Annotated in this window: 17 protein-coding genes; 12 read left to right on the forward strand and 5 right to left on the reverse strand. The window is 50.1% G+C overall.

The genetic code is table 11. From position 1 onward, the window contains the following. The first annotated feature begins 32 nt into the window (after positions 1-32). The 5 genes from A7589_RS09235 (at position 33) to A7589_RS09255 (ending at position 6,788) form a co-directional block, all read left to right on the forward strand. The gene (locus A7589_RS09235) at positions 33-1,664 is read left to right on the forward strand and encodes a sensor histidine kinase (RefSeq protein WP_001216444.1); all 1,632 of its coding nucleotides are present in this window, start codon (positions 33-35) and stop codon (positions 1,662-1,664) included. Beyond that, positions 1,661-2,380, forward strand: coding sequence for a two-component system response regulator DcuR (gene dcuR / locus A7589_RS09240; RefSeq protein ID WP_000611279.1), 720 nt, complete (start codon positions 1,661-1,663; stop codon positions 2,378-2,380). Before A7589_RS09235 ends, dcuR begins: the two co-directional genes overlap by 4 nt. A gap of 570 nt (positions 2,381-2,950) precedes the next feature. Further along, entirely contained in the window at positions 2,951-4,291 is a 1,341-nt protein-coding gene (gene dcuB / locus A7589_RS09245) for an anaerobic C4-dicarboxylate transporter DcuB (RefSeq protein WP_000899528.1), read from the forward strand. Positions 4,292-4,368: 77 nt separating this feature from the next. Beyond that, positions 4,369-6,015, forward strand: coding sequence for a class I fumarate hydratase (fumB, locus tag A7589_RS09250; protein ID WP_000066144.1), 1,647 nt, complete (start codon positions 4,369-4,371; stop codon positions 6,013-6,015). A gap of 122 nt (positions 6,016-6,137) precedes the next feature. Then, entirely contained in the window at positions 6,138-6,788 is a 651-nt protein-coding gene (locus A7589_RS09255; RefSeq protein ID WP_000198757.1) for a DUF2238 domain-containing protein, read from the forward strand. Here A7589_RS09255 and melA read toward each other — a convergent pair. Then, the gene (gene melA, locus A7589_RS09260; RefSeq protein WP_108188815.1) at positions 6,785-8,140 is read right to left on the reverse strand and encodes an alpha-galactosidase; all 1,356 of its coding nucleotides are present in this window, start codon (positions 8,138-8,140) and stop codon (positions 6,785-6,787) included. The two genes, A7589_RS09255 and melA, sit on opposite strands and share 4 nt — an antisense overlap. A 260-nt stretch (positions 8,141-8,400) precedes the next feature. Between melA and melR the strand changes: the two genes are divergently transcribed. The 7 genes from melR (at position 8,401) to pmrB (ending at position 17,858) form a co-directional block, all read left to right on the forward strand. Next, positions 8,401-9,309, forward strand: a complete 909-nt coding sequence (melR, locus tag A7589_RS09265) for a transcriptional regulator MelR (RefSeq protein WP_001090774.1) — start codon at positions 8,401-8,403, stop codon at positions 9,307-9,309. A gap of 197 nt (positions 9,310-9,506) precedes the next feature. Next, positions 9,507-11,774 (forward strand): arginine decarboxylase, encoded by a 2,268-nt coding sequence (gene adiA / locus A7589_RS09270; RefSeq protein ID WP_077637380.1) that lies wholly within the window; start codon positions 9,507-9,509, stop codon positions 11,772-11,774. Between the two features lie 335 nt (positions 11,775-12,109). Continuing rightward, positions 12,110-12,871, forward strand: a complete 762-nt coding sequence (gene adiY, locus A7589_RS09275) for a DNA-binding transcriptional activator AdiY (protein WP_001217092.1) — start codon at positions 12,110-12,112, stop codon at positions 12,869-12,871. 136 nt (positions 12,872-13,007) lie between these two features. Continuing rightward, a complete protein-coding gene (adiC, locus tag A7589_RS09280) occupies positions 13,008-14,345 on the forward strand; it encodes an arginine/agmatine antiporter (protein ID WP_000093133.1) in 1,338 nt (445 codons plus the stop codon). Between the two features lie 103 nt (positions 14,346-14,448). Next, positions 14,449-16,092, forward strand: coding sequence for a phosphoethanolamine transferase EptA (gene eptA, locus A7589_RS09285; protein WP_010353881.1), 1,644 nt, complete (start codon positions 14,449-14,451; stop codon positions 16,090-16,092). Beyond that, positions 16,089-16,757 carry a two-component system response regulator BasR gene (basR, locus tag A7589_RS09290; RefSeq protein WP_000697915.1) on the forward strand — a complete coding sequence of 223 codons (669 nt, stop codon included), beginning with the start codon at positions 16,089-16,091 and terminating at the stop codon, positions 16,755-16,757. Before eptA ends, basR begins: the two co-directional genes overlap by 4 nt. Next, entirely contained in the window at positions 16,758-17,858 is a 1,101-nt protein-coding gene (pmrB, locus tag A7589_RS09295; RefSeq protein ID WP_001052119.1) for a two-component system sensor histidine kinase PmrB, read from the forward strand. It begins immediately after the preceding gene. Here the strand turns inward: pmrB and pmrR are convergent. The 4 genes from pmrR to crfC all read right to left on the reverse strand — a co-directional run bounded on the left by pmrR (position 17,834) and on the right by crfC (position 22,907). Then, positions 17,834-17,923, reverse strand: coding sequence for an LpxT activity modulator PmrR (gene pmrR, locus A7589_RS23585; protein ID WP_000797657.1), 90 nt, complete (start codon positions 17,921-17,923; stop codon positions 17,834-17,836). The two genes, pmrB and pmrR, sit on opposite strands and share 25 nt — an antisense overlap. A gap of 114 nt (positions 17,924-18,037) precedes the next feature. Further along, positions 18,038-19,540 (reverse strand): glycine betaine/L-proline transporter ProP, encoded by a 1,503-nt coding sequence (gene proP / locus A7589_RS09305; protein ID WP_010353876.1) that lies wholly within the window; start codon positions 19,538-19,540, stop codon positions 18,038-18,040. A gap of 269 nt (positions 19,541-19,809) precedes the next feature. After that, positions 19,810-20,682: a diguanylate cyclase regulator RdcB family protein gene (locus A7589_RS09310; RefSeq protein WP_000169204.1), complete on the reverse strand. Its 873-nt coding sequence runs from the start codon at positions 20,680-20,682 to the stop codon at positions 19,810-19,812. Next, positions 20,679-22,907, reverse strand: a complete 2,229-nt coding sequence (gene crfC / locus A7589_RS09315; protein WP_000288530.1) for a clamp-binding protein CrfC — start codon at positions 22,905-22,907, stop codon at positions 20,679-20,681. Before crfC ends, A7589_RS09310 begins: the two co-directional genes overlap by 4 nt. Positions 22,908-22,912: the final 5 nt, after the last annotated feature.

Consider the following 22,912-nt stretch of genomic DNA (forward strand, 5'->3'; position numbering starts at 1 on the left):
ATGCTTAGGAAATTTGTCATACAAGGAAGCTGATGAGACATTCACTGCCCTGCCGCATGTTACGCAAACGTCCGATGAAACTCAGTACCACGGTGATCTTAATGGTCAGCGCAGTGCTGTTCTCGGTGCTGCTGGTAGTGCATCTGGTTTACTTCTCGCAAATCAGCGATATGACGCGTGACGGGCTGGCTAACAAGGCGCTGGCCGTGGCGCGTACCCTTGCCGACTCGCCAGAAATTCGTCAGGGCTTGCAGAAAAAACCGCAGGAGAGCGGTATCCAGGACATCGCCGAAGCTGTACGCAAACGCAACGATCTGCTGTTTATTGTCGTTACCAATATGCAAAGCCTTCGCTACTCGCACCCTGAAACCCAACGCATTGGTCAGCTCTTTAAAGGGGACGACATCCTGAAGGCGCTCAACGGCGAGGAAAATGTCGCGATTAATCGCGGTTTTCTGGCACAGGCTTTACGCGTATTTACCCCTATCTACGACGAAAATCATAAGCAGATCGGCGTGGTGGCGATTGGTCTGGAGCTAAGCCGCGTAACGCAGCAGATCAATGACAGTCGCTGGAGCATTATCTGGTCAATTTTATTCGGTGTGCTGGTTGGCGGGCTGGGGACATGGATTTTGGTCAAAGTACTTAAGCGCATCCTGTTCGGCCTGGAGCCTTACGAAATCTCAACTCTGTTTGAGCAACGCCAGGCAATGCTGCAATCGATCAAAGAAGGTGTCGTTGCCGTAGACGCGCGCGGCGAAGTCACACTCATCAATGATGCTGCGCAAGAACTGCTTAATTATCACAAATCCCAGGATGATGAAAAGCTGTCGACACTGAGTCAGGCATGGTCGCAGGTGGTGGATGTCTCGGAAGTATTACGCGACGGCACGCCGCGACGAGATGAAGAGGTTACCGTCAAAGATCGGCTATTACTCATCAACACCGTACCTGTACGCAGCAATGGCGTTATCATCGGAGCCATCTCTACCTTCAGGGACAAGACGGAAGTTCGTAAACTAATGCAACGGTTGGATGGGCTGGTCAACTATGCCGACGCACTTCGTGAACGCTCCCACGAATTTATGAACAAATTACACGTGATTCTCGGATTATTACATCTGAAGAGTTATAAGCAGTTGGAAGATTACATTCTAAAAACAGCCAACAACTATCAGGAAGAGATTGGCTCTTTGCTGGGTAAAATCAAATCTCCGGTTATCGCTGGTTTTTTAATCAGCAAGATTAACCGCGCGACCGATTTAGGCCATACGCTGGTATTAAATAGTGAGAGCCAGTTGCCAGACAGCGGTAGTGAAGATCAAGTCGCAACGTTAATTACCGCACTGGGAAATCTGATAGAAAACGCGCTGGAGGCATTAGGGCAAGAACCCGGTGGTGAAATCAGCGTTACGTTGCACTACCGTCACGGCTGGCTGCACTGTGAAATTAACGATGATGGTCCGGGAATTTCCCCTGACAAAATCGATCACATTTTTGAAAAAGGTGTCTCGACAAAAGGAAGTGAACGAGGCGTCGGTCTGGCACTTGTCAAACAACAGGTTGAAAATCTCGGCGGCAGCATTGCCGTGGAATCGGAACCCGGGATTTTCACACAATTTTTTGTCCAGTTACCCTGGGATGGGGAGAGGTCGAGCAAATGATCAATGTATTAATTATCGATGACGACGCAATGGTGGCGGAGTTGAATCGCCGATACGTGGCGCAGATCCCTGGTTTTCAATGCTGCGGAACAGCCTCGACACTGGAGAAAGCCAAAGAGATTATCTTCAACAACGAAACACCTATCGACCTGATCTTGCTCGATATCTATATGCAAAAAGAAAACGGGCTCGATTTACTGCCTGTCCTGCACAACGCTCGATGCAAAAGCGATGTGATTGTCATCTCCTCGGCTGCTGATGCCGCAACCATTAAGGATTCTCTGCATTATGGCGTCGTTGATTATCTCATCAAACCGTTCCAGGCATCACGTTTTGAAGAGGCACTCATCGGCTGGCGACAAAAGAAAATGGCGCTGGAGAAACATCAATACTATGACCAGGCCGAACTGGATCAGCTAATTCATGGCAACTCATCTAACGAACAGGATACCCGCCGACTGCCGAAAGGCTTAACGCCGCAGACTTTACGCACGCTGTGCCAGTGGATTGACGCTCACCAGGACTATGAATTTTCAACCGACGAGCTGGCCAACGAGGTTAACATCTCTCGCGTTTCCTGCCGCAAATATCTGATCTGGCTAGTAAATTGTCACATCTTAGTTACCAGTATCCATTATGGCGTCACCGGTCGTCCGGTTTATCGCTACCGTATTCAGGCTGAGCATTACTCATTACTGAAGCAATATTGCCAATAACGCGTTATTAGTTATCTGGAAGTAACAATTATTGCAGTAATGCAAACCAGCACTGGCACAAGTTACATCAGCCATCAGTAAAACTTGTGCCAGATCAAATATAATTATCCCTCTTCATCCCCTGCGAATTAATATCAATTCGGATAAATAGAGTTTTTAATTTCAAAACGCTAACAAAAGTTAATTAACTATTATGTCACCCGTATTATGTGTATTTTTACCCACAAATAGGTAGATCAGAATAATCTATAAACTTGATGATATCTGTCTGTAGAACAAAAATTATACCAATAAATATCAACAAGATAGAGCAAAACAGATCTTTAACATCTGCGAAACACAAACTATAACCCCATCGCCAGAGAGTATTTTCCTCTGAAAAAGTCACTTATCACAGTGCATAAATTTACCGCTGTCTGAATCAGCCAATATTCACTGTGAAGTATTTACTCAAGCCAGTTACGACCAAACGGATATTTAGTCAGTCTCTGATAACAGTTCATCCAAAACAGAATGTGGCTGTGATCTATTTGGCAAGAATTTAAATGGGATTATCGCGAGGGTTTACACATGTTATTTACCATCCAACTTATCATAATACTGATATGTCTGTTTTATGGTGCCCGAAAGGGCGGTATCGCGCTGGGTTTATTAGGCGGTATCGGCCTGGTCATTCTGGTATTCGTCTTCCATCTTCAGCCGGGTAAACCACCGGTTGATGTCATGCTGGTTATCATTGCGGTGGTGGCGGCATCGGCGACCCTGCAAGCCTCTGGCGGCCTGGATGTTATGCTGCAAATTGCCGAAAAACTGCTGCGTCGCAATCCGAAATATGTTTCCATCGTCGCACCATTTGTCACCTGTACGCTGACCATTCTTTGCGGTACGGGTCACGTGGTTTACACCATCCTGCCGATCATCTACGACGTTGCGATTAAGAACAACATCCGTCCGGAACGCCCAATGGCGGCGAGCTCTATCGGCGCGCAGATGGGGATTATCGCCAGTCCTGTGTCGGTTGCCGTAGTATCTCTGGTCGCAATGCTGGGGAACGTAACCTTTGATGGTCGTCACCTTGAGTTCCTCGACCTGCTTGCGATTACCATCCCCTCTACCTTGTTAGGTATCCTGGCGATCGGTATTTTCAGTTGGTTCCGTGGTAAAGATCTGGACAAAGACGAAGAGTTCCAGAAATTCATCTCCGTACCGGAAAACCGTGAGTACGTTTACGGTGACACCGCCACGCTGCTGGATAAAAAACTGCCGAAAAGCAACTGGCTGGCAATGTGGATCTTCCTCGGGGCAATCGCGGTGGTCGCACTTCTTGGTGCTGATTCTGACCTGCGTCCGTCTTTTGGCGGCAAACCGCTGTCGATGGTACTGGTTATCCAGATGTTTATGCTGTTGACCGGGGCGCTGATTATTATCCTGACCAAAACCAATCCCGCGTCCATCTCAAAAAATGAAGTCTTCCGTTCCGGTATGATTGCCATCGTGGCGGTATACGGTATCGCGTGGATGGCGGAAACCATGTTCGGTGCGCATATGTCTGAAATTCAGGGCGTACTGGGCGAAATGGTGAAAGAGTATCCGTGGGCTTATGCCATTGTTCTATTGCTGGTCTCCAAGTTTGTTAACTCCCAGGCCGCTGCACTGGCAGCAATTGTTCCGGTTGCACTGGCGATTGGCGTTGACCCGGCATACATCGTGGCTTCAGCACCGGCTTGCTATGGTTATTACATACTGCCGACCTATCCGAGCGATCTGGCAGCGATTCAGTTTGACCGTTCCGGAACCACCCACATCGGCCGCTTCGTCATCAACCACAGCTTTATTTTGCCAGGGTTGATTGGTGTGAGCGTATCGTGCGTCTTCGGCTGGATCTTCGCTGCGATGTACGGGTTCTTGTAATTGCACTCTGCGTGCTGCCCGTCGCTGTGTGGCACGCCATTTTCGTATAACAAATACAGAGTTACAGGCTGGAAGCTATGTCAAATAAAGAGTTTATTTATCAGGCGCCTTTCCCGATGGGGAAAGACAATACCGAGTACTATCTGCTCACATCCGATTACGTTAGTGTTGCCGAATTTAACGGCGAAACCATCCTGAAAGTGGAACCTGAAGCCCTGACCTTGCTGGCGCAGCAAGCCTTCCATGACGCTTCTTTCATGCTCCGCCCGGCACACCAGCAACAGGTAGCTTCTATTCTTCATGACCCTGAAGCCAGCGAAAACGATAAGTATGTGGCGCTGCAATTCTTGAGAAACTCCGAAATCGCCGCCAAAGGTGTATTGCCGACCTGCCAGGATACCGGCACCGCCATCATCGTCGGTAAAAAAGGTCAGCGAGTGTGGACCGGCGGCGGTGATGAAGAAGCCTTATCAAAAGGTGTCTATAACACTTATATCGTAGATAACCTGCGCTATTCACAAAACGCACCGCTGGACATGTACAAAGAGGTCAACACCGGCACTAACCTGCCTGCGCAAATCGACCTGTACGCAGTGGATGGCGACGAGTACAAATTCCTCTGCGTCGCCAAAGGCGGCGGTTCTGCCAACAAAACGTATCTCTATCAGGAAACCAAAGCCCTGCTGACTCCGGGTAAACTGAAAAACTTCCTCGTTGAGAAAATGCGTACCCTCGGCACCGCAGCCTGCCCGCCGTACCATATCGCGTTTGTGATTGGCGGTACTTCTGCGGAAACCAACCTGAAAACTGTCAAGTTGGCAAGTGCTCACTATTACGATGAGCTGCCGACTGAAGGGAACGAACACGGTCAGGCGTTCCGCGATGTTCAGTTAGAACAAGAACTGCTGGAAGAGGCTCAGAAGCTCGGCCTCGGCGCGCAGTTTGGCGGTAAATACTTCGCTCACGACATCCGCGTAATCCGCCTGCCGCGTCACGGCGCATCCTGCCCGGTGGGTATGGGCGTCTCCTGCTCCGCTGACCGCAACATTAAAGCGAAAATTAACCGCGAAGGTATCTGGATAGAAAAACTGGAACACAACCCAGGTCAGTATATTCCTGAAGAGCTGCGTCAGGCGGGTGAAGGCGACGCGGTGAAAGTCGATCTCAACCGTCCGATGAAAGAGATCCTCGCCCAGCTTTCGCAGTATCCGGTCTCTACTCGTCTGTCACTCACCGGCACGATTATCGTTGGTCGTGATATTGCGCACGCCAAGCTGAAAGAGCTGATCGACGCCGGTAAAGAACTGCCGCAGTACATCAAAGATCACCCGATCTACTACGCAGGTCCGGCAAAAACGCCAGCCGGTTATCCATCGGGTTCTTTAGGCCCAACCACCGCAGGCCGTATGGACTCTTACGTGGATCTGCTGCAATCCCACGGCGGCAGCATGATCATGCTGGCGAAAGGTAACCGCAGTCAGCAAGTCACCGACGCGTGTCATAAACACGGCGGCTTCTACCTCGGCAGCATTGGCGGCCCGGCGGCAGTGCTGGCACAGCAGAGCATTAAGCATCTGGAATGTGTCGCTTATCCGGAACTGGGTATGGAAGCTATCTGGAAAATCGAAGTAGAAGATTTCCCGGCGTTTATCCTGGTCGATGACAAAGGCAACGACTTCTTCCAGCAAATCGTCAACAAACAGTGCGCGAACTGCACTAAGTAACTTCTTTGGCCCAGCGCCTGGCGGCATACTGCCAGGTGATCCCCCTGGGCCACCTCTTTTGCGATTGTAATTTCACGCTTGCTGGTGAATAGTCAGTATTTTCCCTGACTTGCGAACTCACCATGACCCGCACACTCAAGCCGTTAATTCTTAACACTGGCGCACTGGCGCTGACGTTAATCCTGATTTACACCGGAATTTCGGCTCATGACAAACTCACCTGGTTGATGGAAGTGACGCCGGTAATTATTGTCGTACCGTTGCTGCTTACCACCGCCAGAGGTTATCCGTTAACGCCGCTGCTCTATGCACTGATTTTCTTTCACGCCATCATCCTGATGGTCGGCGGTCAGTACACCTACGCGAAAGTCCCCATCGGTTTTGAAGTACAGGAATGGTTGGGGTTAAGCCGTAATCCGTATGACAAGCTGGGGCATTTTTTCCAGGGGCTGGTGCCTGCACTGGTGGCGCGAGAAATCCTCGTGCGTGGGATGTACGTGCGCGGACGCAAAATGGTGGCGTTTCTGGTCTGCTGCGTAGCACTGGCGATAAGCGCCATGTATGAGTTGATCGAGTGGTGGACGGCGCTGGCGATGGGTCAGGGAGCGGATGACTTTCTCGGCACCCAGGGCGACCAGTGGGACACGCAATCCGATATGTTCTGCGCGCTGCTGGGCGCATTAACTACGGTGATATTGCTTGCTCGCCTTCACTGTCGCCAGCTCCGGCGCTATGGCTTAATTACCAAAGCGCCGGAAGCGATTACCCCTTAACGATGCAACCAGCCTGGCAGCCAGTCGCCGTGGGCGGCAATCAGATCGTCAACAAGGGCATATATTTCGTCAATTCCCAACACGGCGGCAGTGTGCGGGTCCATCATCGCGGCGTGGTAAACACGGTCACGGTTTTCGGTGAGAATGGCTTCGGTGAGCAGCGTCTGTACGTTGATATTGGTTTGCATCAGGGCTGCCAGATGCGACGGTAGCGTACCGACTTTGGTCGGCTGAATGCCATTAGCATCAACCAGGCAGGCCACTTCCACACAACATCCTTGCGGCAGGTTATCAATCAAGCCATCGTTACGGACGTTGCCATAAATCACGCTCGGTTCGCCAGTCCAGATAGCGTTCATGATGGTGCTGGCATATTCCCGTGACGGTTTAATATCAATCCGGGAGGCGTTCTTATACTCCTCCAGCTCTTTGTGCCAGTTATCCAACTGCTCGACGCAGCGTTTCGGGTACTCATCCAGCGGTACTTTATAACGCTCAATCAAATCCTCACGGCCTGGCTTAATAAACCACGGCGTATATTCGGCAAAATGTTCTGACGACTCCGTGACGAAGTAGCCCAGCTTTTTGAACATTTCATAGCGCACAATATTCTGGCAGCGAGGATTACCATGAATATTCGGCTTCGGTGCCTGACCTGCGTCATACGCTGCCAGCAGTTCCGGGTAGAGATTCACGTAACTGCCGTCGGCGGTTTTGCGCTCCAGTTCCAGGTAAAACGCCATATGGTTGATACCCGCACAACGATAACGCAGCGTAGCGGGGTCAATATTGAGGTCACGCGCCAGCTCTTCCGCCGTTCCTTGCACCGAATGGCACAGCCCTACCTGTTTGATATGCGGATAGCGGGCATACATCGCCCAGGTATTCATCGCCATCGGGTTAACGTAGTTGAGCATGGTGGCATCGGGGCAGACTTCTGTCATGTCTTCGCAAATTTGCCACAGGTGCGGAATGGTACGCAGCGCGCGCATAATGCCGCCCGGCCCCAACGTATCGGCAATAGTTTGTTCCAGACCATGGCGCTTACAGACCTCGAAATCAGTCACCGTGCAAGGTTCATAACCACCAATCTGAAATGCCACCACGACAAAATCGGCATCCTGTAAGGCTTCTTTCTGTTGCGTGTGGCAGGTGATTTTGCCGCTGGCTCCTGCTGAATCCATCAGCTTACGCACCACAATGTGCGACTCTTCCAGGCGAGTTGGATCAATGTCCATCAGAGCAATATGCGCCGTTTTCAGCGCCTCGCGATGAAACACATCACCAAGAATATTTTTTACGAAAATTGTCGAACCAGCGCCGATAAAAGTAATTTTGGGTGCAGACATCATTCAGGTCTCCAGGCTTGCTTGAATGATTTCATCATGACAGGCGATTTCGCAGAAAGCCTCCGGCTTCCCGATTGAGCATTCCCAAAAACTCAGATCTGGGGTTACTTAGCAGTAAATCTAAGTTTTTGGGACTAAATTACCTAAAAAACAGAGTAATTAGCCCTTAGAAGATCCTCTCTATTTACGTTTTGTGTCGTCATTCGCAGTCATCCTCAGCCACTCATGCCATAATTCTGATAATCCAGGAAAGAGAGCCATCCATGAATACAGATACCTTTATGTGTAGCAGCGATGAAAAACAGACCCGCAGCCCGCTGTCTCTGTATTCAGAATACCAGCGGATGGAGATAGAGTTTCGTGCACCACATGTCATGACCACCAGCCACTGGCATGGTCAGGTTGAGGTAAATGTGCCTTTCGATGGCGATGTGGAATACCTGATCAACAATGAAAAAGTAAATATCAATCAGGGGCATATCACGCTGTTCTGGGCCTGTACGCCACACCAACTAACCGATACCGGAACCTGTCAGAGCATGGCGATTTTTAATCTGCCGATGCATCTGTTTCTCTCCTGGCCTCTGGATAAAGACCTTATAAACCACGTCACTCACGGCATGGTGATTAAATCGCTGGCGACACAGCAACTTAGCCCCTTTGAAGTGCGCCGCTGGCAGCAGGAATTGAACAGCCCGAATGAGCAAATCCGCCAGCTCGCCATTGATGAAATTGGCCTGATGCTCAAGCGATTTAGCCTCTCTGGCTGGGAACCGATTCTGGTCAATAAAACCTCGCGCACGCACAAAAACAGCGTCTCGCGCCATGCACAATTTTACGTCAGCCAGATGCTGGGCTTTATTGCAGAAAACTATGACCAGGCGCTGACCATCAACGACGTGGCTGAGCACGTCAAACTAAACGCCAACTATGCGATGGGGATATTTCAGCGAGTCATGCAGTTGACGATGAAACAGTACATTACCGCGATGCGCATCAACCACGTTCGCGCGTTACTGAGCGATACCGATAAAAGTATTCTCGATATTGCCCTGACGGCAGGTTTTCGTTCAAGCAGTCGTTTTTACAGTACTTTCGCCAAATATGTCGGTATGTCGCCGCAACAATACCGCAAACTTAGCCAACAGCGCCGCCAGACACTTCCCGGTTAAAAACGATATCAGTATCAGCCAAAAAAATAATTTAGCTGTCGATAATAAACATTGAAAATTAATTGAAAAATTAATATAAGCTTATGTTTATAATAATAAAAAATTAAAAACGCTTATTTTTCAATCGCTTTACAGCCTGAAATGCCCGGAAGATACTTGCCCGCAACGAAGATTCCTTCACAACCGGGTAAACAATGATGAAAGTATTAATTGTTGAAAGCGAGTTTCTACATCAGGACACCTGGGTCGGTAGCGCCGTTGAACGTCTGGCGAATGCCTTGAGCCAACAAAATGTTACCGTCATTAAATCAACCTCATTCGATGATGGTTTTGCCATTCTCTCTTCAAATGAAGCTATTGATTGTCTGATGTTCAGTTATCAAATGGAGCATCCAGACGAACATCAAAACGTCAGAGAATTGATCGGTAAACTTCATGAACGCCAGCAAAACGTGCCGGTATTCCTGTTAGGCGATCGGGAAAAATCAATCGCCGCGCTGGATCGCGACCTGCTGGAGCTTGTCGATGAATTCGCCTGGATTCTGGAAGATACTGCCGATTTTATTGCCGGACGCGCCATCGCCGCGATGACCCGCTACCGTCAACAGTTGTTACCGCCACTGTTCAGCGCGCTGATGAAATATAGCGACATCCATGAGTATTCCTGGGCCGCCCCGGGTCACCAGGGCGGAGTGGGGTTCACTAAAACGCCAGCCGGACGTTTCTACCATGACTATTATGGTGAAAACCTGTTCCGCACCGATATGGGGATCGAACGAACTTCTCTCGGTTCTTTGCTTGACCATACTGGCGCATTTGGCGAAAGCGAAAAATATGCCGCGCGCGTATTTGGTGCCGATCGCTCCTGGTCAGTCGTTGTCGGCACTTCAGGTTCTAACCGCACCATCATGCAAGCCTGCATGACCGATAACGACGTGGTCGTTGTTGACCGTAACTGCCACAAATCCATTGAACAAGGCTTAATGCTGACTGGCGCGAAACCGGTATACATGGTGCCAAGCCGCAACCGCTACGGCATTATCGGGCCAATCTACCCGCAGGAAATGCAGCCTGAAACCTTGCAGAAGAAAATCAGTGAAAGCCCGCTGACTAAAGACAAAGTCGGACAAAAACCGTCTTACTGCGTGGTGACCAACTGCACCTACGACGGCGTGTGCTATAACGCCAAAGACGCGCAGGATCTGCTGGAAAAAACCTCTGACCGTCTGCATTTCGACGAAGCCTGGTATGGCTACGCACGGTTTAACCCGATCTATGCCGATCACTATGCAATGCGCGGTGAACCGGGCAATCACAACGGTCCAACCGTTTTCGCTACCCACTCCACACATAAACTGCTGAATGCGCTGTCGCAGGCGTCTTATATTCATGTACGTGAAGGCCGGGGCGCGATTAACTTCTCCCGTTTTAATCAGGCATACATGATGCATGCCACCACTTCCCCGTTATATGCCATCTGCGCATCAAACGATGTGGCTGTATCAATGATGGACGGCAACAGCGGTCTGTCACTGACTCAGGAAGTGATCGATGAAGCGGTCGATTTCCGCCAGGCAATGGCACGGTTGTATAAAGAGTTTACTGACGAAGGTAGCTGGTTCTTTAAACCGTGGAATAAAGAAGTGGTTACCGATCCGGAAACCGGCAAAACCTATGACTTTGCTGACGCGCCGCGCAAACTGCTGACCACCGTTCAGGACTGCTGGGTAATGCATCCGGGCGAAAGCTGGCACGGCTTTAAAGATATCCCGGACAACTGGAGTATGCTCGACCCGATTAAAGTCAGCATCCTCGCACCGGGGATGGGTGAAGACGGTGAACTGGAAGAGACTGGCGTACCTGCCGCACTGGTTACCGCATGGCTTGGTCACCACGGCATCGTGCCAACTCGCACCACCGATTTCCAGATTATGTTCCTGTTCTCAATGGGTGTGACCCGAGGGAAATGGGGAACTCTGGTTAACACCCTCTGTTCCTTCAAACGCCACTACGACGCCAACACACCGCTGGCGCAGGTGATGCCGGAACTTGTTGAACAATATCCTGACACTTACGCGAACATGGGGATTCACGATCTGGGCGACAAAATGTTTGCCTGGCTGAAAGAAAACAACCCAGGTGCACGGTTAAACGAAGCCTATTCTGGCCTGCCGGTGGCTGAAATCACTCCGCGTGAAGCGTACAACGCGATTGTCGACAACAACGTCGAGCTGGTATCCATTGAAAATCTGCCAGGACGCATTGCGGCGAACTCAGTCATCCCGTATCCGCCAGGAATCCCAATGCTGCTGTCTGGTGAAAACTTCGGCGATAAAAACAGTCCACAGGTAAGTTATTTACGCTCGCTGCAATCCTGGGATCATCATTTCCCTGGATTTGAACACGAAACTGAAGGTACTGAAATTATTGACGGTATTTACCACGTAATGTGTGTGAAAGCGTAACCACTATTCCGCTGAAGGCGTAATTGTTTTAATAACATTACGCCGCCTGGCCTGAGGCCTTTTGAGTATGGCAACGTTTTCATAAAAATTGCTGCAAACAAAAATGTCATACTTTTTGCGCGGTCCCACCCCGCGCTTTTTTTGTTTATTATTTACCCTTCACCACTCTGTAAAAATTTTTGTACATGAGAAATTACTATAAAAATTTGTAATATTAGTAAAACACGTTATTTTTATGCATGTTTTGATTCGTCATACAATTATATAACCAGTCCCCGGTATCTCTCTATGTTGGCGAGATCCACTATTTTTCTTTGCATTTCAGGAGTACATGTATGAGGATTTGCAGCAACCAACCTTGTATAGTTTTATTAACTGAAAAAGATGTCTGGCTAAGAGTGAATGGGAAAGAGCCTATAAGTTTGAAGGCTAACCATATGGCGTTATTAAGTTGTGAAAATAATATTATCGACGTCTCCTCTCTGAATAACACTTTGATTGCGTATATTAGCCTCGACATCATCAAAGATTATCTCCGTTTTCTGAATAAAGATCTCTCGAAAATACCGGTCTGGCAACGTAGCGCCACACCGATTATTTCCCTGCCATGCCTTACACCAGAGGTGTTTCGCGTTGCGGCGCAACATAGCACAGCGCCTGCTGAAACAGAGTCGGAAAAAGAACGAACACGTGCATTATTATTCACTGTGCTCTCTCGCTTTCTCGACAGTAAAAAATTCCTTTCTCTACTTATGTATATGTTACGTAATTGTGTTAGCGACAGCGTTTATCAAATCATTGAAAGCGATATCCATAAAGACTGGAATCTTAGTATGGTAGCCAGTTGTTTATGTCTTAGCCCAAGTTTGTTAAAGAAAAAGCTGAAAAGCGAAAACACCAGTTATAGCCAAATAATAACCACCTGCCGGATGCGTTATGCTGTAAATGAATTAATGATGGATGGAAAAAATATCTCACAGGTGTCACAATCCTGTGGCTACAACAGCACGTCTTACTTTATTTCTGTATTTAAAGACTTCTATGGCATGACGCCACTCCATTATGTTAGCCAACACAGAGAACGTTCTGTCGCCTGATTTATAACCTTTACGAAGAGATATATTAATAACGGCATCAGCGATAACCCGACTGACGATAATTCAATGCGCGAATGCAGGCGTATGATATGACGTAATTTATTGTCACGAAGCTCGCCTTCGCAGGAGTTTAATTATGTCTTCGGATGCTGATGCTCACAAAGTGGGCTTAATCCCCGTTACTCTGATGGTGTCGGGGAATATTATGGGGTCAGGTGTATTTCTGTTACCTGCAAACCTGGCCTCAACTGGCGGTATTGCCATATATGGTTGGTTGGTGACGATTATCGGTGCTTTGGCTTTATCGATGGTCTACGCCAAAATGTCGTTCCTCGATCCCAGCCCTGGCGGTTCATATGCCTACGCGCGCCGCTGTTTCGGTCCTTTTCTCGGATATCAAACCAACGTTCTCTACTGGCTGGCCTGCTGGATTGGCAATATCGCCATGGTGGTCATTGGCGTCGGCTATTTGAGCTATTTCTTCCCGCTCCTGAAAGATCCGTGGGTATTAACCATCACCTGCGTGGTGGTGCTGTGGATCTTCGTTCTGCTTAATATCGTCGGTCCGAAAATGATCACCCGCGTGCAGGCCGTCGCTACCGTGTTGGCGCTGATCCCAATCGTCGGGATTGCCGTATTCGGCTGGTTCTGGTTCCACGGAGAAACCTATATGGCGGCATGGAACGTCAGCGGCCTGGGCACCTTCGGTGCAATTCAAAGTACCCTTAACGTTACGCTGTGGTCGTTCATCGGTGTGGAAAGTGCCTCCGTTGCAGCGGGTGTGGTGAAAAACCCGAAACGCAACGTCCCTATCGCCACCATTGGCGGGGTATTGATTGCCGCCGTTTGCTATGTGCTCTCGACCACCGCGATTATGGGGATGATCCCCAACGCCGCACTGCGCGTTTCCGCCTCACCTTTCGGTGATGCTGCACGGATGGCGCTGGGTGATACCGCAGGGGCCATTGTCTCCTTCTGTGCGGCGGCTGGTTGCTTAGGTTCGCTGGGCGGCTGGACATTACTGGCCGGGCAAACGGCGAAAGCCGCTGCCGATGACGGTCTGTTCCCACCGATTTTTGCCCGCGTCAACAAAGCAGGCACACCGGTAGCCGGGTTGATTATCGTCGGTATCCTGATGACTATCTTCCAGTTCAGCAGCATTTCGCCAAACGCAACCAAAGAGTTCGGTCTGGTCTCTTCCGTATCGGTAATCTTTACCCTGGTGCCTTATCTTTATACCTGTGCCGCTTTACTGCTTTTAGGCCACGGTCACTTTGGTAAAGCGCGTCCGGCGTATCTGGCCATCACCACTATCGCCTTCCTTTACTGCATCTGGGCGGTGGTCGGTTCTGGCGCACAAGAGGTTATGTGGTCATTCGTCACGCTGATGGTGATTACCGCAATGTACACGCTGAACTACAACCGACTGCATAAAAACCCCTATCCTTTAGATGCACCAATAAGCAAAGATTAAGCCCCCTTAATCCAGCAAACATAAAAGCCAACCTTAAGAACTTAAGGTTGGCTTAACTTTGCTTTGCGAGCATATGCGCACTTTGTTCGATGGAAACACCGTGATGTTGAAGCGCCTTCTAAAAAGACCCTCTTTGAATTTACTCGCCTGGCTATTGCTGGCCTCTTTTTATATTGCTATCTGCCTGAACATTGCCTTTTTTAAACAGGTGTTACAGGCGTTACCGCTGGATTCAATGCATAACGTACTGGTTTTCTTATCGATGCCTGTCGTCGCGTTCAGCGTGATTAATATTGTCCTGACGCTAGGCTCTTTCTTATGGCTTAATCGTCCACTGGCCTGCCTGTTTATTCTTGTCGGCGCGTCTGCGCAATATTTCATAATGACTTATGGCATCGTCATCGACCGTTCGATGGTTGCCAATATCATGGATACCACACCTGCGGAAAGCTACGCGTTAATGACACCGCAGATGTTATTAACTCTGGGATTAAGCGGGGTTCTTGCTGCACTGATTGCCTGCTGGGTAAAAATCAAACCCGCAACCTCACGCCTGCGTAGCGTTCTTTTCCGTGGGGCCAATATTCTGATTTCTGTACTGCTGATTCTGCTGGTCGCCGCGTTGTTTTATAAAGACTACGCCTCGCTGTTTCGCAACAACAAAGAGCTGGTGAAATCCTTAAGCCCCTCCAACAGCATTGTTGCCAGTTGGTCATGGTATTCCCACCAGCGACTGGCAAATCTGCCGCTGGTTCGCATTGGCGAGGATGCACACCGCAACCCGTTAATGCAAAACGAGAAGCGTAAAAATCTGACCATCCTGATCGTCGGCGAAACCTCGCGGGCAGAGAATTTCTCACTCAACGGCTACCCACGTGAAACCAATCCGCGTCTGGCGAAAGATAACGTGGTCTATTTCCCCAATACCGCGTCTTGCGGCACGGCAACGGCTGTCTCTGTGCCATGCATGTTCTCGGATATGCCGCGTGAGCATTACAAAGAAGAGCTGGCACAGCACCAGGAAGGCGTGCTGGATATCATTCAGCGAGCGGGCATTAATGTGTTATGGAATGACAACGACGGTGGCTGCAAAGGTGTCTGCGACCGCGTACCACACCAGAATGTCACCGCGCTGAACCTGCCCGGCCAGTGTATCAACGGCGAATGCTATGACGAGGTGCTGTTCCACGGGCTGGAAGAGTACATCAATAACCTGCAAGGTGATGGCGTGATTGTCTTACACACCATCGGTAGCCACGGCCCGACCTATTACAACCGCTATCCGCCGCAGTTCAGGAAATTTACCCCCACCTGCGACACCAACGAGATCCAGACCTGTTCCAAAGAACAACTGGTGAACACTTACGATAATACGTTGCTCTACGTCGACTATATTGTTGATAAAGCAATTAATCTGCTGAAAGAACATCAGGATAAATTTACCACCAGCCTGGTTTATCTTTCTGACCATGGTGAATCGTTAGGTGAAAATGGCATCTACCTGCACGGCCTGCCTTATGCCATCGCACCTGACAGCCAAAAACAAGTACCGATGCTGCTGTGGTTATCGGAGGATTATCAAAAGCGGTATCAGATTGACCAGAGCTGCCTGCAAAAACAGGCACAAACACAGCACTATTCACAGGACAATTTATTCTCAACCCTGTTGGGATTAACCGGCGTCGAAACGAAGTATTACCAGGCTGCGGATGATATTCTGCAAACTTGCAGGAGAGTGACTGAATGAAAATTCTGATTGTTGAAGACGATACACTGTTATTGCAGGGGCTGATTCTGGCGGCACAAACCGAAGGCTACGCGTGCGATGGAGTCACGACCGCGCGGATGGCGGAGCAAAGCCTTGAGGCCGGTCATTACAGCCTGGTGGTGCTGGATTTAGGTTTACCCGACGAAGATGGGCTGCATTTTCTCGCCCGTATCCGGCAGAAAAAATATACCCTGCCGGTACTGATCCTCACCGCTCGCGACACCCTGACCGACAAAATAGCGGGGCTGGATGTCGGTGCCGATGACTATCTGGTGAAGCCTTTTGCGCTGGAAGAGTTACACGCCCGTATCCGCGCCCTGCTACGACGCCATAATAATCAGGGCGAAAGTGAGCTGATTGTTGGCAATCTGACGCTGAATATGGGTCGCCGTCAGGTATGGATGGGCGGCGAAGAGTTGATTCTGACGCCCAAAGAATATGCTCTGTTGTCACGGTTAATGCTCAAAGCAGGCAGTCCGGTACATCGGGAAATTCTCTACAACGACATCTATAACTGGGACAATGAGCCCTCGACCAACACCCTGGAAGTGCATATCCACAATCTGCGCGACAAAGTGGGCAAAGCCCGTATCCGTACCGTGCGCGGCTTTGGCTATATGCTGGTCGCGAATGAGGAAAACTAATTGAATCTGATGCGTTTTCTGCGCCGACCAATATCGCTGCGCCAACGGCTGATATTGACCATCGGGGCCATTTTGTTGGTGTTTGAGCTGATCAGCGTCTTCTGGCTATGGCATGAAAGTACCGAGCAGATTCAGCTGTTTGAGCAGGCGCTACGTGACAATCGCAACAACGATCGCCACATCATGCGTGAGATCCGCGAAGCAGTCGCCAGCCTGATTGTTCCCGGCGTATTTATGGTCAGCCTGACACTATTTATCTGCTATCAGGCGGTGCACCGCATCACACGCCCGCTGGCGGAACTGCAAAAAGAGCTGGAAGCGCGCACCGCTGACAACTTAACGCCCATAGCCATTCACAGTGCCACCCTCGAAATCGAAGCGGTGGTTTCGGCGTTGAACGATCTGGTCAGTCGCCTGACCAGCACGCTGGATAACGAAAGGTTGTTTACCGCTGACGTCGCTCACGAACTGCGAACGCCGCTGGCGGGGGTGCGTTTGCATCTGGAACTGCTGGCGAAAACGCATCACATTGATGTAGCGCCGTTAGTCGCACGGCTTGATCAGATGATGGAGAGCGTCTCCCAGTTGTTGCAACTGGCACGCGCCGGACAGTCATTTTCTTCCGGTAATTATCAACATGTAAAACTGCTGGAAGATGTGATCCTGCCCTCCTATGACGAACTCAGCACCATGCTCGACCAGCGTCAACAAACCTTGCTGTTACCAGAGAGCGCCGCCGACATCACCGTTCAGGGCGACGCGACCCTGCTGCGGATGTTATTGCGTAACCTGGTAGAAAACGCCCATCGCTATAGTCCAGCAGGCAGCAACATTATGATTAAGCTGCAAGAAGCTGGCGGAGCGGTCATGGCCGTTGAAGATGAAGGGCCTGGCATTGATGAGAGTAAATGCGGAGAGTTGAGCAAAGCGTTTGTACGAATGGACAGCCGTTATGGCGGGATTGGTCTGGGATTAAGTATTGTCAGCCGCATCACACAGTTGCATCACGGGCAGTTTTTCCTGCAAAACCGGGAAGAGGCTTCCGGCACGCGCGCCTGGGTACGGCTGAAAAAAGATCAGTACGTGGCAAACCAGATATAGAGAAAGCTGCTGACTACCAGCACGCTAAACACAGTCGTTAAACTTTCATAAACACGGTTTTTCATTGCACTCTCCTCCGTTGTCCTGGAGGAGAGTATGCGCGTCAGAGATTAAGTGAACCTTAAGAGTTCGATTGTTGGCCTGATAAGAGAGTGCCGCATCAGGCAATCCGTTTCAGCTTACTCATCAATTCGCGGATGTTGCTGCACCAGGCGGGTACGTTTCGCCTGCAAATCGGCAATCTCCTGGTCAATATCCTCGATTTTCTGCTCGATATTATCGTAATGCTCGACGAGAATTTCCTTCGCTTCCTGCAAATCTGACGCCGCTGGCGTCGCACCTTTCAGTGGACGATTCGCCGTCTCTTTCATGGTCACGCCGGTAATCAAACCAATCACCGCCACTACCATCAGGTAATAGGCAGGCATCATCAGATTATGCGAGCTTTCCACCAGCCAGGCTGCCAGCGTTGGCGTCAGACCGGCAACCAGCACCGAAATATTAAATGCCGCCGCCAGCGCACTGTAACGAATATGCGTCGGGAACATCGCTGGCAAGGTAGAGGCCATAACACCCGTAAAGCAGTTAAGGATCACCGCCAGCATCAGCAACCCGGCGAAAATCAGGCCGATAATATTACTGTTAATCAGGATAAACGCCGGGATCGCCAGCGCAAACAACGCAACACTGCCGAGGATCACAAACGGACGACGACCAAAACGGTCACTCAGCAAGCCCATCACCGGCTGAACAAACAGCATACCGATCATAATCGCGATAATAATCAGCACCCCGTGGTCTTCGGAGTAATGCAGGTTATGCGACAAATAACTCGGCATATAAGTCAGCAACATGTAGTAAGTCACGTTGGTGGCAATCACCAGACCAATACATGTCAACAGACTGCGCCAGTGTTTGGTGGCAATCTCTTTAAACGAGACTTTCGGGCCATCCTGCAAACCTTCGCGGTCACCCTGTTCCAGTTTCTCAACATGTTGCTGGAACGCTGGCGTCTCTTCTAAAGCATGACGAAGATAAAGCCCAATAATTCCCAGCGGCAGCGCGATAAAGAACGGAATACGCCAGCCCCAGTCAAGGAAGTTCTCTTCACCGACGATGGTCGAAATCAACACCACCACGCCCGCACCCAGCACAAACCCGGCAATAGAACCGAAATCCAGCCAGCTGCCCATAAAGCCACGTTTACGGTCAGGTGAGTATTCCGCAACAAATATCGATGCTCCGGTGTATTCGCCACCGACCGAGAAACCTTGTGCCATCTTACAAATCAACAGCAGAATCGGCGCCCAAATACCAATAGAGGCATAGGACGGTATTAAACCGATACAGAACGTACTGATCGACATAATCACAATAGTGATAGCGAGGATCTTCTGGCGACCATATTTATCGCCCAACATACCGAAGAAGAGTCCGCCAAGCGGTCGAATCAGAAAGGGAACGGAGAAGGTGGCAAGTGCAGCAACCATCTGCACGCTGGGGTCAGCCCCTGGGAAAAATACTTTACCTAATGCGTAAGCAACAAAGCCATAAACACCAAAATCGAACCATTCCATTGCATTACCCAGCGATGCTGCAGTAATGGCTTTTCGCAGTTTACCGTCATCAATAATGGTGACATCACGAAGGGTTATCGGTTTTACTTTTTTCCTTTTCAGCATAGCTTTCCTCGCAGAGTAAGCCCATTTCCGCACGCGTCAGGCAAATCGACGCGGCGCCCGCAAAAGGGGAGCGGGAATTGCAGGGTGCAATCTCTGTAACAAGCGTAGCTGGTTTGCTTACACGATCCGATTAAGGATTGTACAATCAAACCTGTTGACGCCTGAATTGGGCAGTTAATGACCTTTTTACCCTACCAGTGTTTAAATTTGTGATCAACTTCACACATGGATTTCGTTGAGCACTCATTGATGTAACTGATCATTTACAGTCAATTTACAGAGAAGATTTCCTCAACCATCGCGCCCGCCAGACGCTGTGCTGAACAGAGCCGTGGCATCCCCAGCGCGACGGTTTGCCAGCGTTGGGTTACTGACCAGCAAACGGGCTGCTTATCGGCATCGGACCACTTGCCAAGCCAACTTAAAAAGTCAGCATGATCCCCGCCAGTCGGGGTAGTAGGAGAGGAAAACCACTGATGGTAATAATGGCGAGTAGTCGGTGCCGCATTGATACTTTCAGCCAGATATTGCGTCGCTTTCACGCGTAAGTCGTCAAGCAACAACGCCGCTGCTTGTGGATTTCCCAGACGGCAGGCATCACCAAACGCCCCCCAGCGCAGCTCCTCCAGAACAATAAAGCAACGTCCCGGCAGCGACCAGGCGTTGTACGCACCAGCACACCAGCGGGTAAAAATTTGCTCACTCTGCTCACCTGCCTGAACCAGTAACCCTCGTTGCATTAACGCTTTTTCCTTCCAGCGACAGCGGGCAGAAAACCACTCATACAACGCGGCAATTTGCTGGGGAAGTTCCGGGAAAGCGGAGTGCGAGCGGTGATCCATTTTTTGCAATAGCGCCAGATGTTGCGTGATCTGCGTCAGCGCCAGATGGCCGGGATCCAGCATCGCCGCCAGTTTTTCCACCAATGTCAGGCGCAGGCTAAGTGGCGCATTTAACATTCCGGCATTCGCCCACGCCTGAAGCTGTGCGCGCGCAAGGAGCTCCTGCATCAGTCGTTCACGAAACTGCTGCTGATGGGCTTGTGGATAGCGGGCATCATCGCCCTGCGCCAGATCCACCAAAAAGCGGGGATAAACCGACTCCAGTACGCGACCGGAGCCGTCCAGTAACGTCTTTGTCAATACTGTTCTGCCATGAAAAGAGTTTGAATATCATCGCGTAACAACTGAGAGTCCGTATAAATCCAGCCATGAATCATCACGGTCTGCTGCAATTGCTGCTGCATCATCCTGACCACGGATTCATTTTGTTGACGCAGCGCCAGACTATCGCGTAAACGCGCCTGTAATTCCGTCAAACATAACGCGAAATCAGCGAAAAAAGTGTTCATGCCTGCCGTGACAGAATCATCGACCTGAACCGCCAAAGCTTTAGCCATTTGTTGGCAATAAAGGTCTACTTCTTCGGTTAACGTTCGTTGTAGCGCACTGTAATCAACGGCCTCTGGCGGGGATTTCTCACCACCCCGTCCCCAGTCAGGCTGATTCAGCCAGCGCGAGAACGTCTCACGCACAATGCCAAAACGGCTGCTCTGCTCATCCGTTGCTTCCTGGTGGGATATTGCATCGCTGAACAACTGGCGAGTATTGAAGTGTGGGACTGCGCCATGAAAAGCAGGAAAATGAAAGCCGGGGCGAAACCCGGACTCATTCAATTCTGTTTTTACCCGCTGCTCGATGGGGTGAATAACATCGGTTAACACCCGGCAAAGGGTTGATTCCAGTTCAGCAAAACGCAGCGTAAAATCACGGCTGATTTTGGTCTGCGCCGCCTGTAACAGCGTCTCGCAGCGGGTACGAATCTCGCTTAACGACCATGAATCATGTTGAAAAAGCACAGCTAACTGGGTATTCACCTCGTCTTGCTGCTGACGCAGAAAGTCGTTGGCTGATACCAGAGCCACCTCGATTTCATGTTTAATCTCGCCACTCACCTGCACCTGATTGAGCTGCAATAGCTGCATATTTTCTTCAACCTGGCGGATATTTTGCCGCAATTGCTCGCAGACGACGTTCAGCCCGTGTGCGCGAAAATCAAGGTATTCCCGCGCTTGTTGGGCATAATTCAACAACTTATGCGAAGCAGATCGCAGAGCATATAACGACGCGTTGGCGTAGGCAGCATGGAGTAACGCCTGAACCGGTTGAGCGAACAGCGAATCTTCCCACAGTTGATCGGCGGCATGACGAATACGGTCGATATCTGCCAGATCGGCATTGCGCCAGCGCCTGCCAAGCGCGGCATGGGCAAAATCCTCCACCCAGCGTTGTTGCTCCGGCGCAGGCAACTTCCCATTGTTAGCTAACTCATGACGTGCCCGATTCGCCAGATAGCCCCACATCGACGATACCGGAAATATCTGCCCTGGCGTAACACAGCCTTTCATCAGCGTTCCGGAAATCAGCGCCCGCACCTGTTCGGCATCGTCACTGTTACGATCCTGCTGATCGAACTTATTGACGAGCACATACAGCGGTACTGATTTCCCCACCGCTAAAACCGCCTCACGCACCTCTTCATCGGAGATTGACTTCAGTTGCGTATAGTCCAGCACCGCCAGCACTGCGGAGGCGCGCGCCAGTTGCTCGTTAAGCATTTTTTGCAGATGCGGTTGTCCGGCTTCATTCGGTCCGGGGGTATCCAGCAACGTCAATTGACCGGGATAACTCTCCAGTCCCGCCAGATGGACAAACTCCACTTCAATTACTGGAATATGCTCAATGGCGGCGTAAGCAGAAAAAGGAAAATCGACGTCCAGCGCCTTCGCCAGACGCACCAAATCATTCAAACTTTTCAGACAATGAAAAATTGGCTGGGCACCAAGATAATATTTTTCAAAAGCAACGCCATTTTCGATCCGCTGCATAAGCGCACGCATATCTTTATCTATTTCCAGCAGTTCGGTCAGATGCTCAATATCGCAATCGCGCAGGCGTTGTTGTAATTGTTGGATTAAACAGTCGATTGGTGCGACATGTGAAAAATGCAGCACCGGTTCTTTTTGCCCCGGCGTATGGCGAATAAGCGTCGGCAGCGCAGTCATAGGGCGATTGCGATTAGGCAGAACTTCAGTGCCAACAATAGCGTTAATGGTGGTTGATTTTCCTGCTTTCATGGTGCCAATAATCGCCAGCACCATTTCCAGACGGGAAATTTTACGCAGCTCATTATTCAGCATCGCATGACGCTCGGCTATATTAGGCTGACTCCAGGGTAAAGTCAGTGGTGGTGCATCTTCTCCGGGCACAGAGAGCGGCATTTTTTCCAGTAACTGCAACTGTTGTCGGGAAAGCTGTAACAGACGCTCAGCCTCCTGACTTAATTCATATATTGTCTGTGTGTACATGGAAA

The organism is Escherichia sp. MOD1-EC6475, assembly GCF_003046645.1.
Taxonomy (GTDB): domain Bacteria; phylum Pseudomonadota; class Gammaproteobacteria; order Enterobacterales; family Enterobacteriaceae; genus Escherichia; species Escherichia ruysiae.

What these genes read in the sequence shown, in the direction of transcription:
- A7589_RS09235 (WP_001216444.1), top strand. Translation starts at nt 33, where the DNA reads ATGAGACATTCACTGCCCTGCCGCATGTTACGCAAACGTCCGATGAAA.
- dcuR (WP_000611279.1), top strand. Translation starts at nt 1,661, where the DNA reads ATGATCAATGTATTAATTATCGATGACGACGCAATGGTGGCGGAGTTG.
- dcuB (WP_000899528.1), top strand. Translation starts at nt 2,951, where the DNA reads ATGTTATTTACCATCCAACTTATCATAATACTGATATGTCTGTTTTAT.
- fumB (WP_000066144.1), top strand. Translation starts at nt 4,369, where the DNA reads ATGTCAAATAAAGAGTTTATTTATCAGGCGCCTTTCCCGATGGGGAAA.
- A7589_RS09255 (WP_000198757.1), top strand. Translation starts at nt 6,138, where the DNA reads ATGACCCGCACACTCAAGCCGTTAATTCTTAACACTGGCGCACTGGCG.
- melA (WP_108188815.1), bottom strand. Translation starts at nt 8,140, where the DNA reads ATGATGTCTGCACCCAAAATTACTTTTATCGGCGCTGGTTCGACAATT.
- melR (WP_001090774.1), top strand. Translation starts at nt 8,401, where the DNA reads ATGAATACAGATACCTTTATGTGTAGCAGCGATGAAAAACAGACCCGC.
- adiA (WP_077637380.1), top strand. Translation starts at nt 9,507, where the DNA reads ATGAAAGTATTAATTGTTGAAAGCGAGTTTCTACATCAGGACACCTGG.
- adiY (WP_001217092.1), top strand. Translation starts at nt 12,110, where the DNA reads ATGAGGATTTGCAGCAACCAACCTTGTATAGTTTTATTAACTGAAAAA.
- adiC (WP_000093133.1), top strand. Translation starts at nt 13,008, where the DNA reads ATGTCTTCGGATGCTGATGCTCACAAAGTGGGCTTAATCCCCGTTACT.
- eptA (WP_010353881.1), top strand. Translation starts at nt 14,449, where the DNA reads ATGTTGAAGCGCCTTCTAAAAAGACCCTCTTTGAATTTACTCGCCTGG.
- basR (WP_000697915.1), top strand. Translation starts at nt 16,089, where the DNA reads ATGAAAATTCTGATTGTTGAAGACGATACACTGTTATTGCAGGGGCTG.
- pmrR (WP_000797657.1), bottom strand. Translation starts at nt 17,923, where the DNA reads ATGAAAAACCGTGTTTATGAAAGTTTAACGACTGTGTTTAGCGTGCTG.
- proP (WP_010353876.1), bottom strand. Translation starts at nt 19,540, where the DNA reads ATGCTGAAAAGGAAAAAAGTAAAACCGATAACCCTTCGTGATGTCACC.
- crfC (WP_000288530.1), bottom strand. Translation starts at nt 22,907, where the DNA reads ATGTACACACAGACAATATATGAATTAAGTCAGGAGGCTGAGCGTCTG.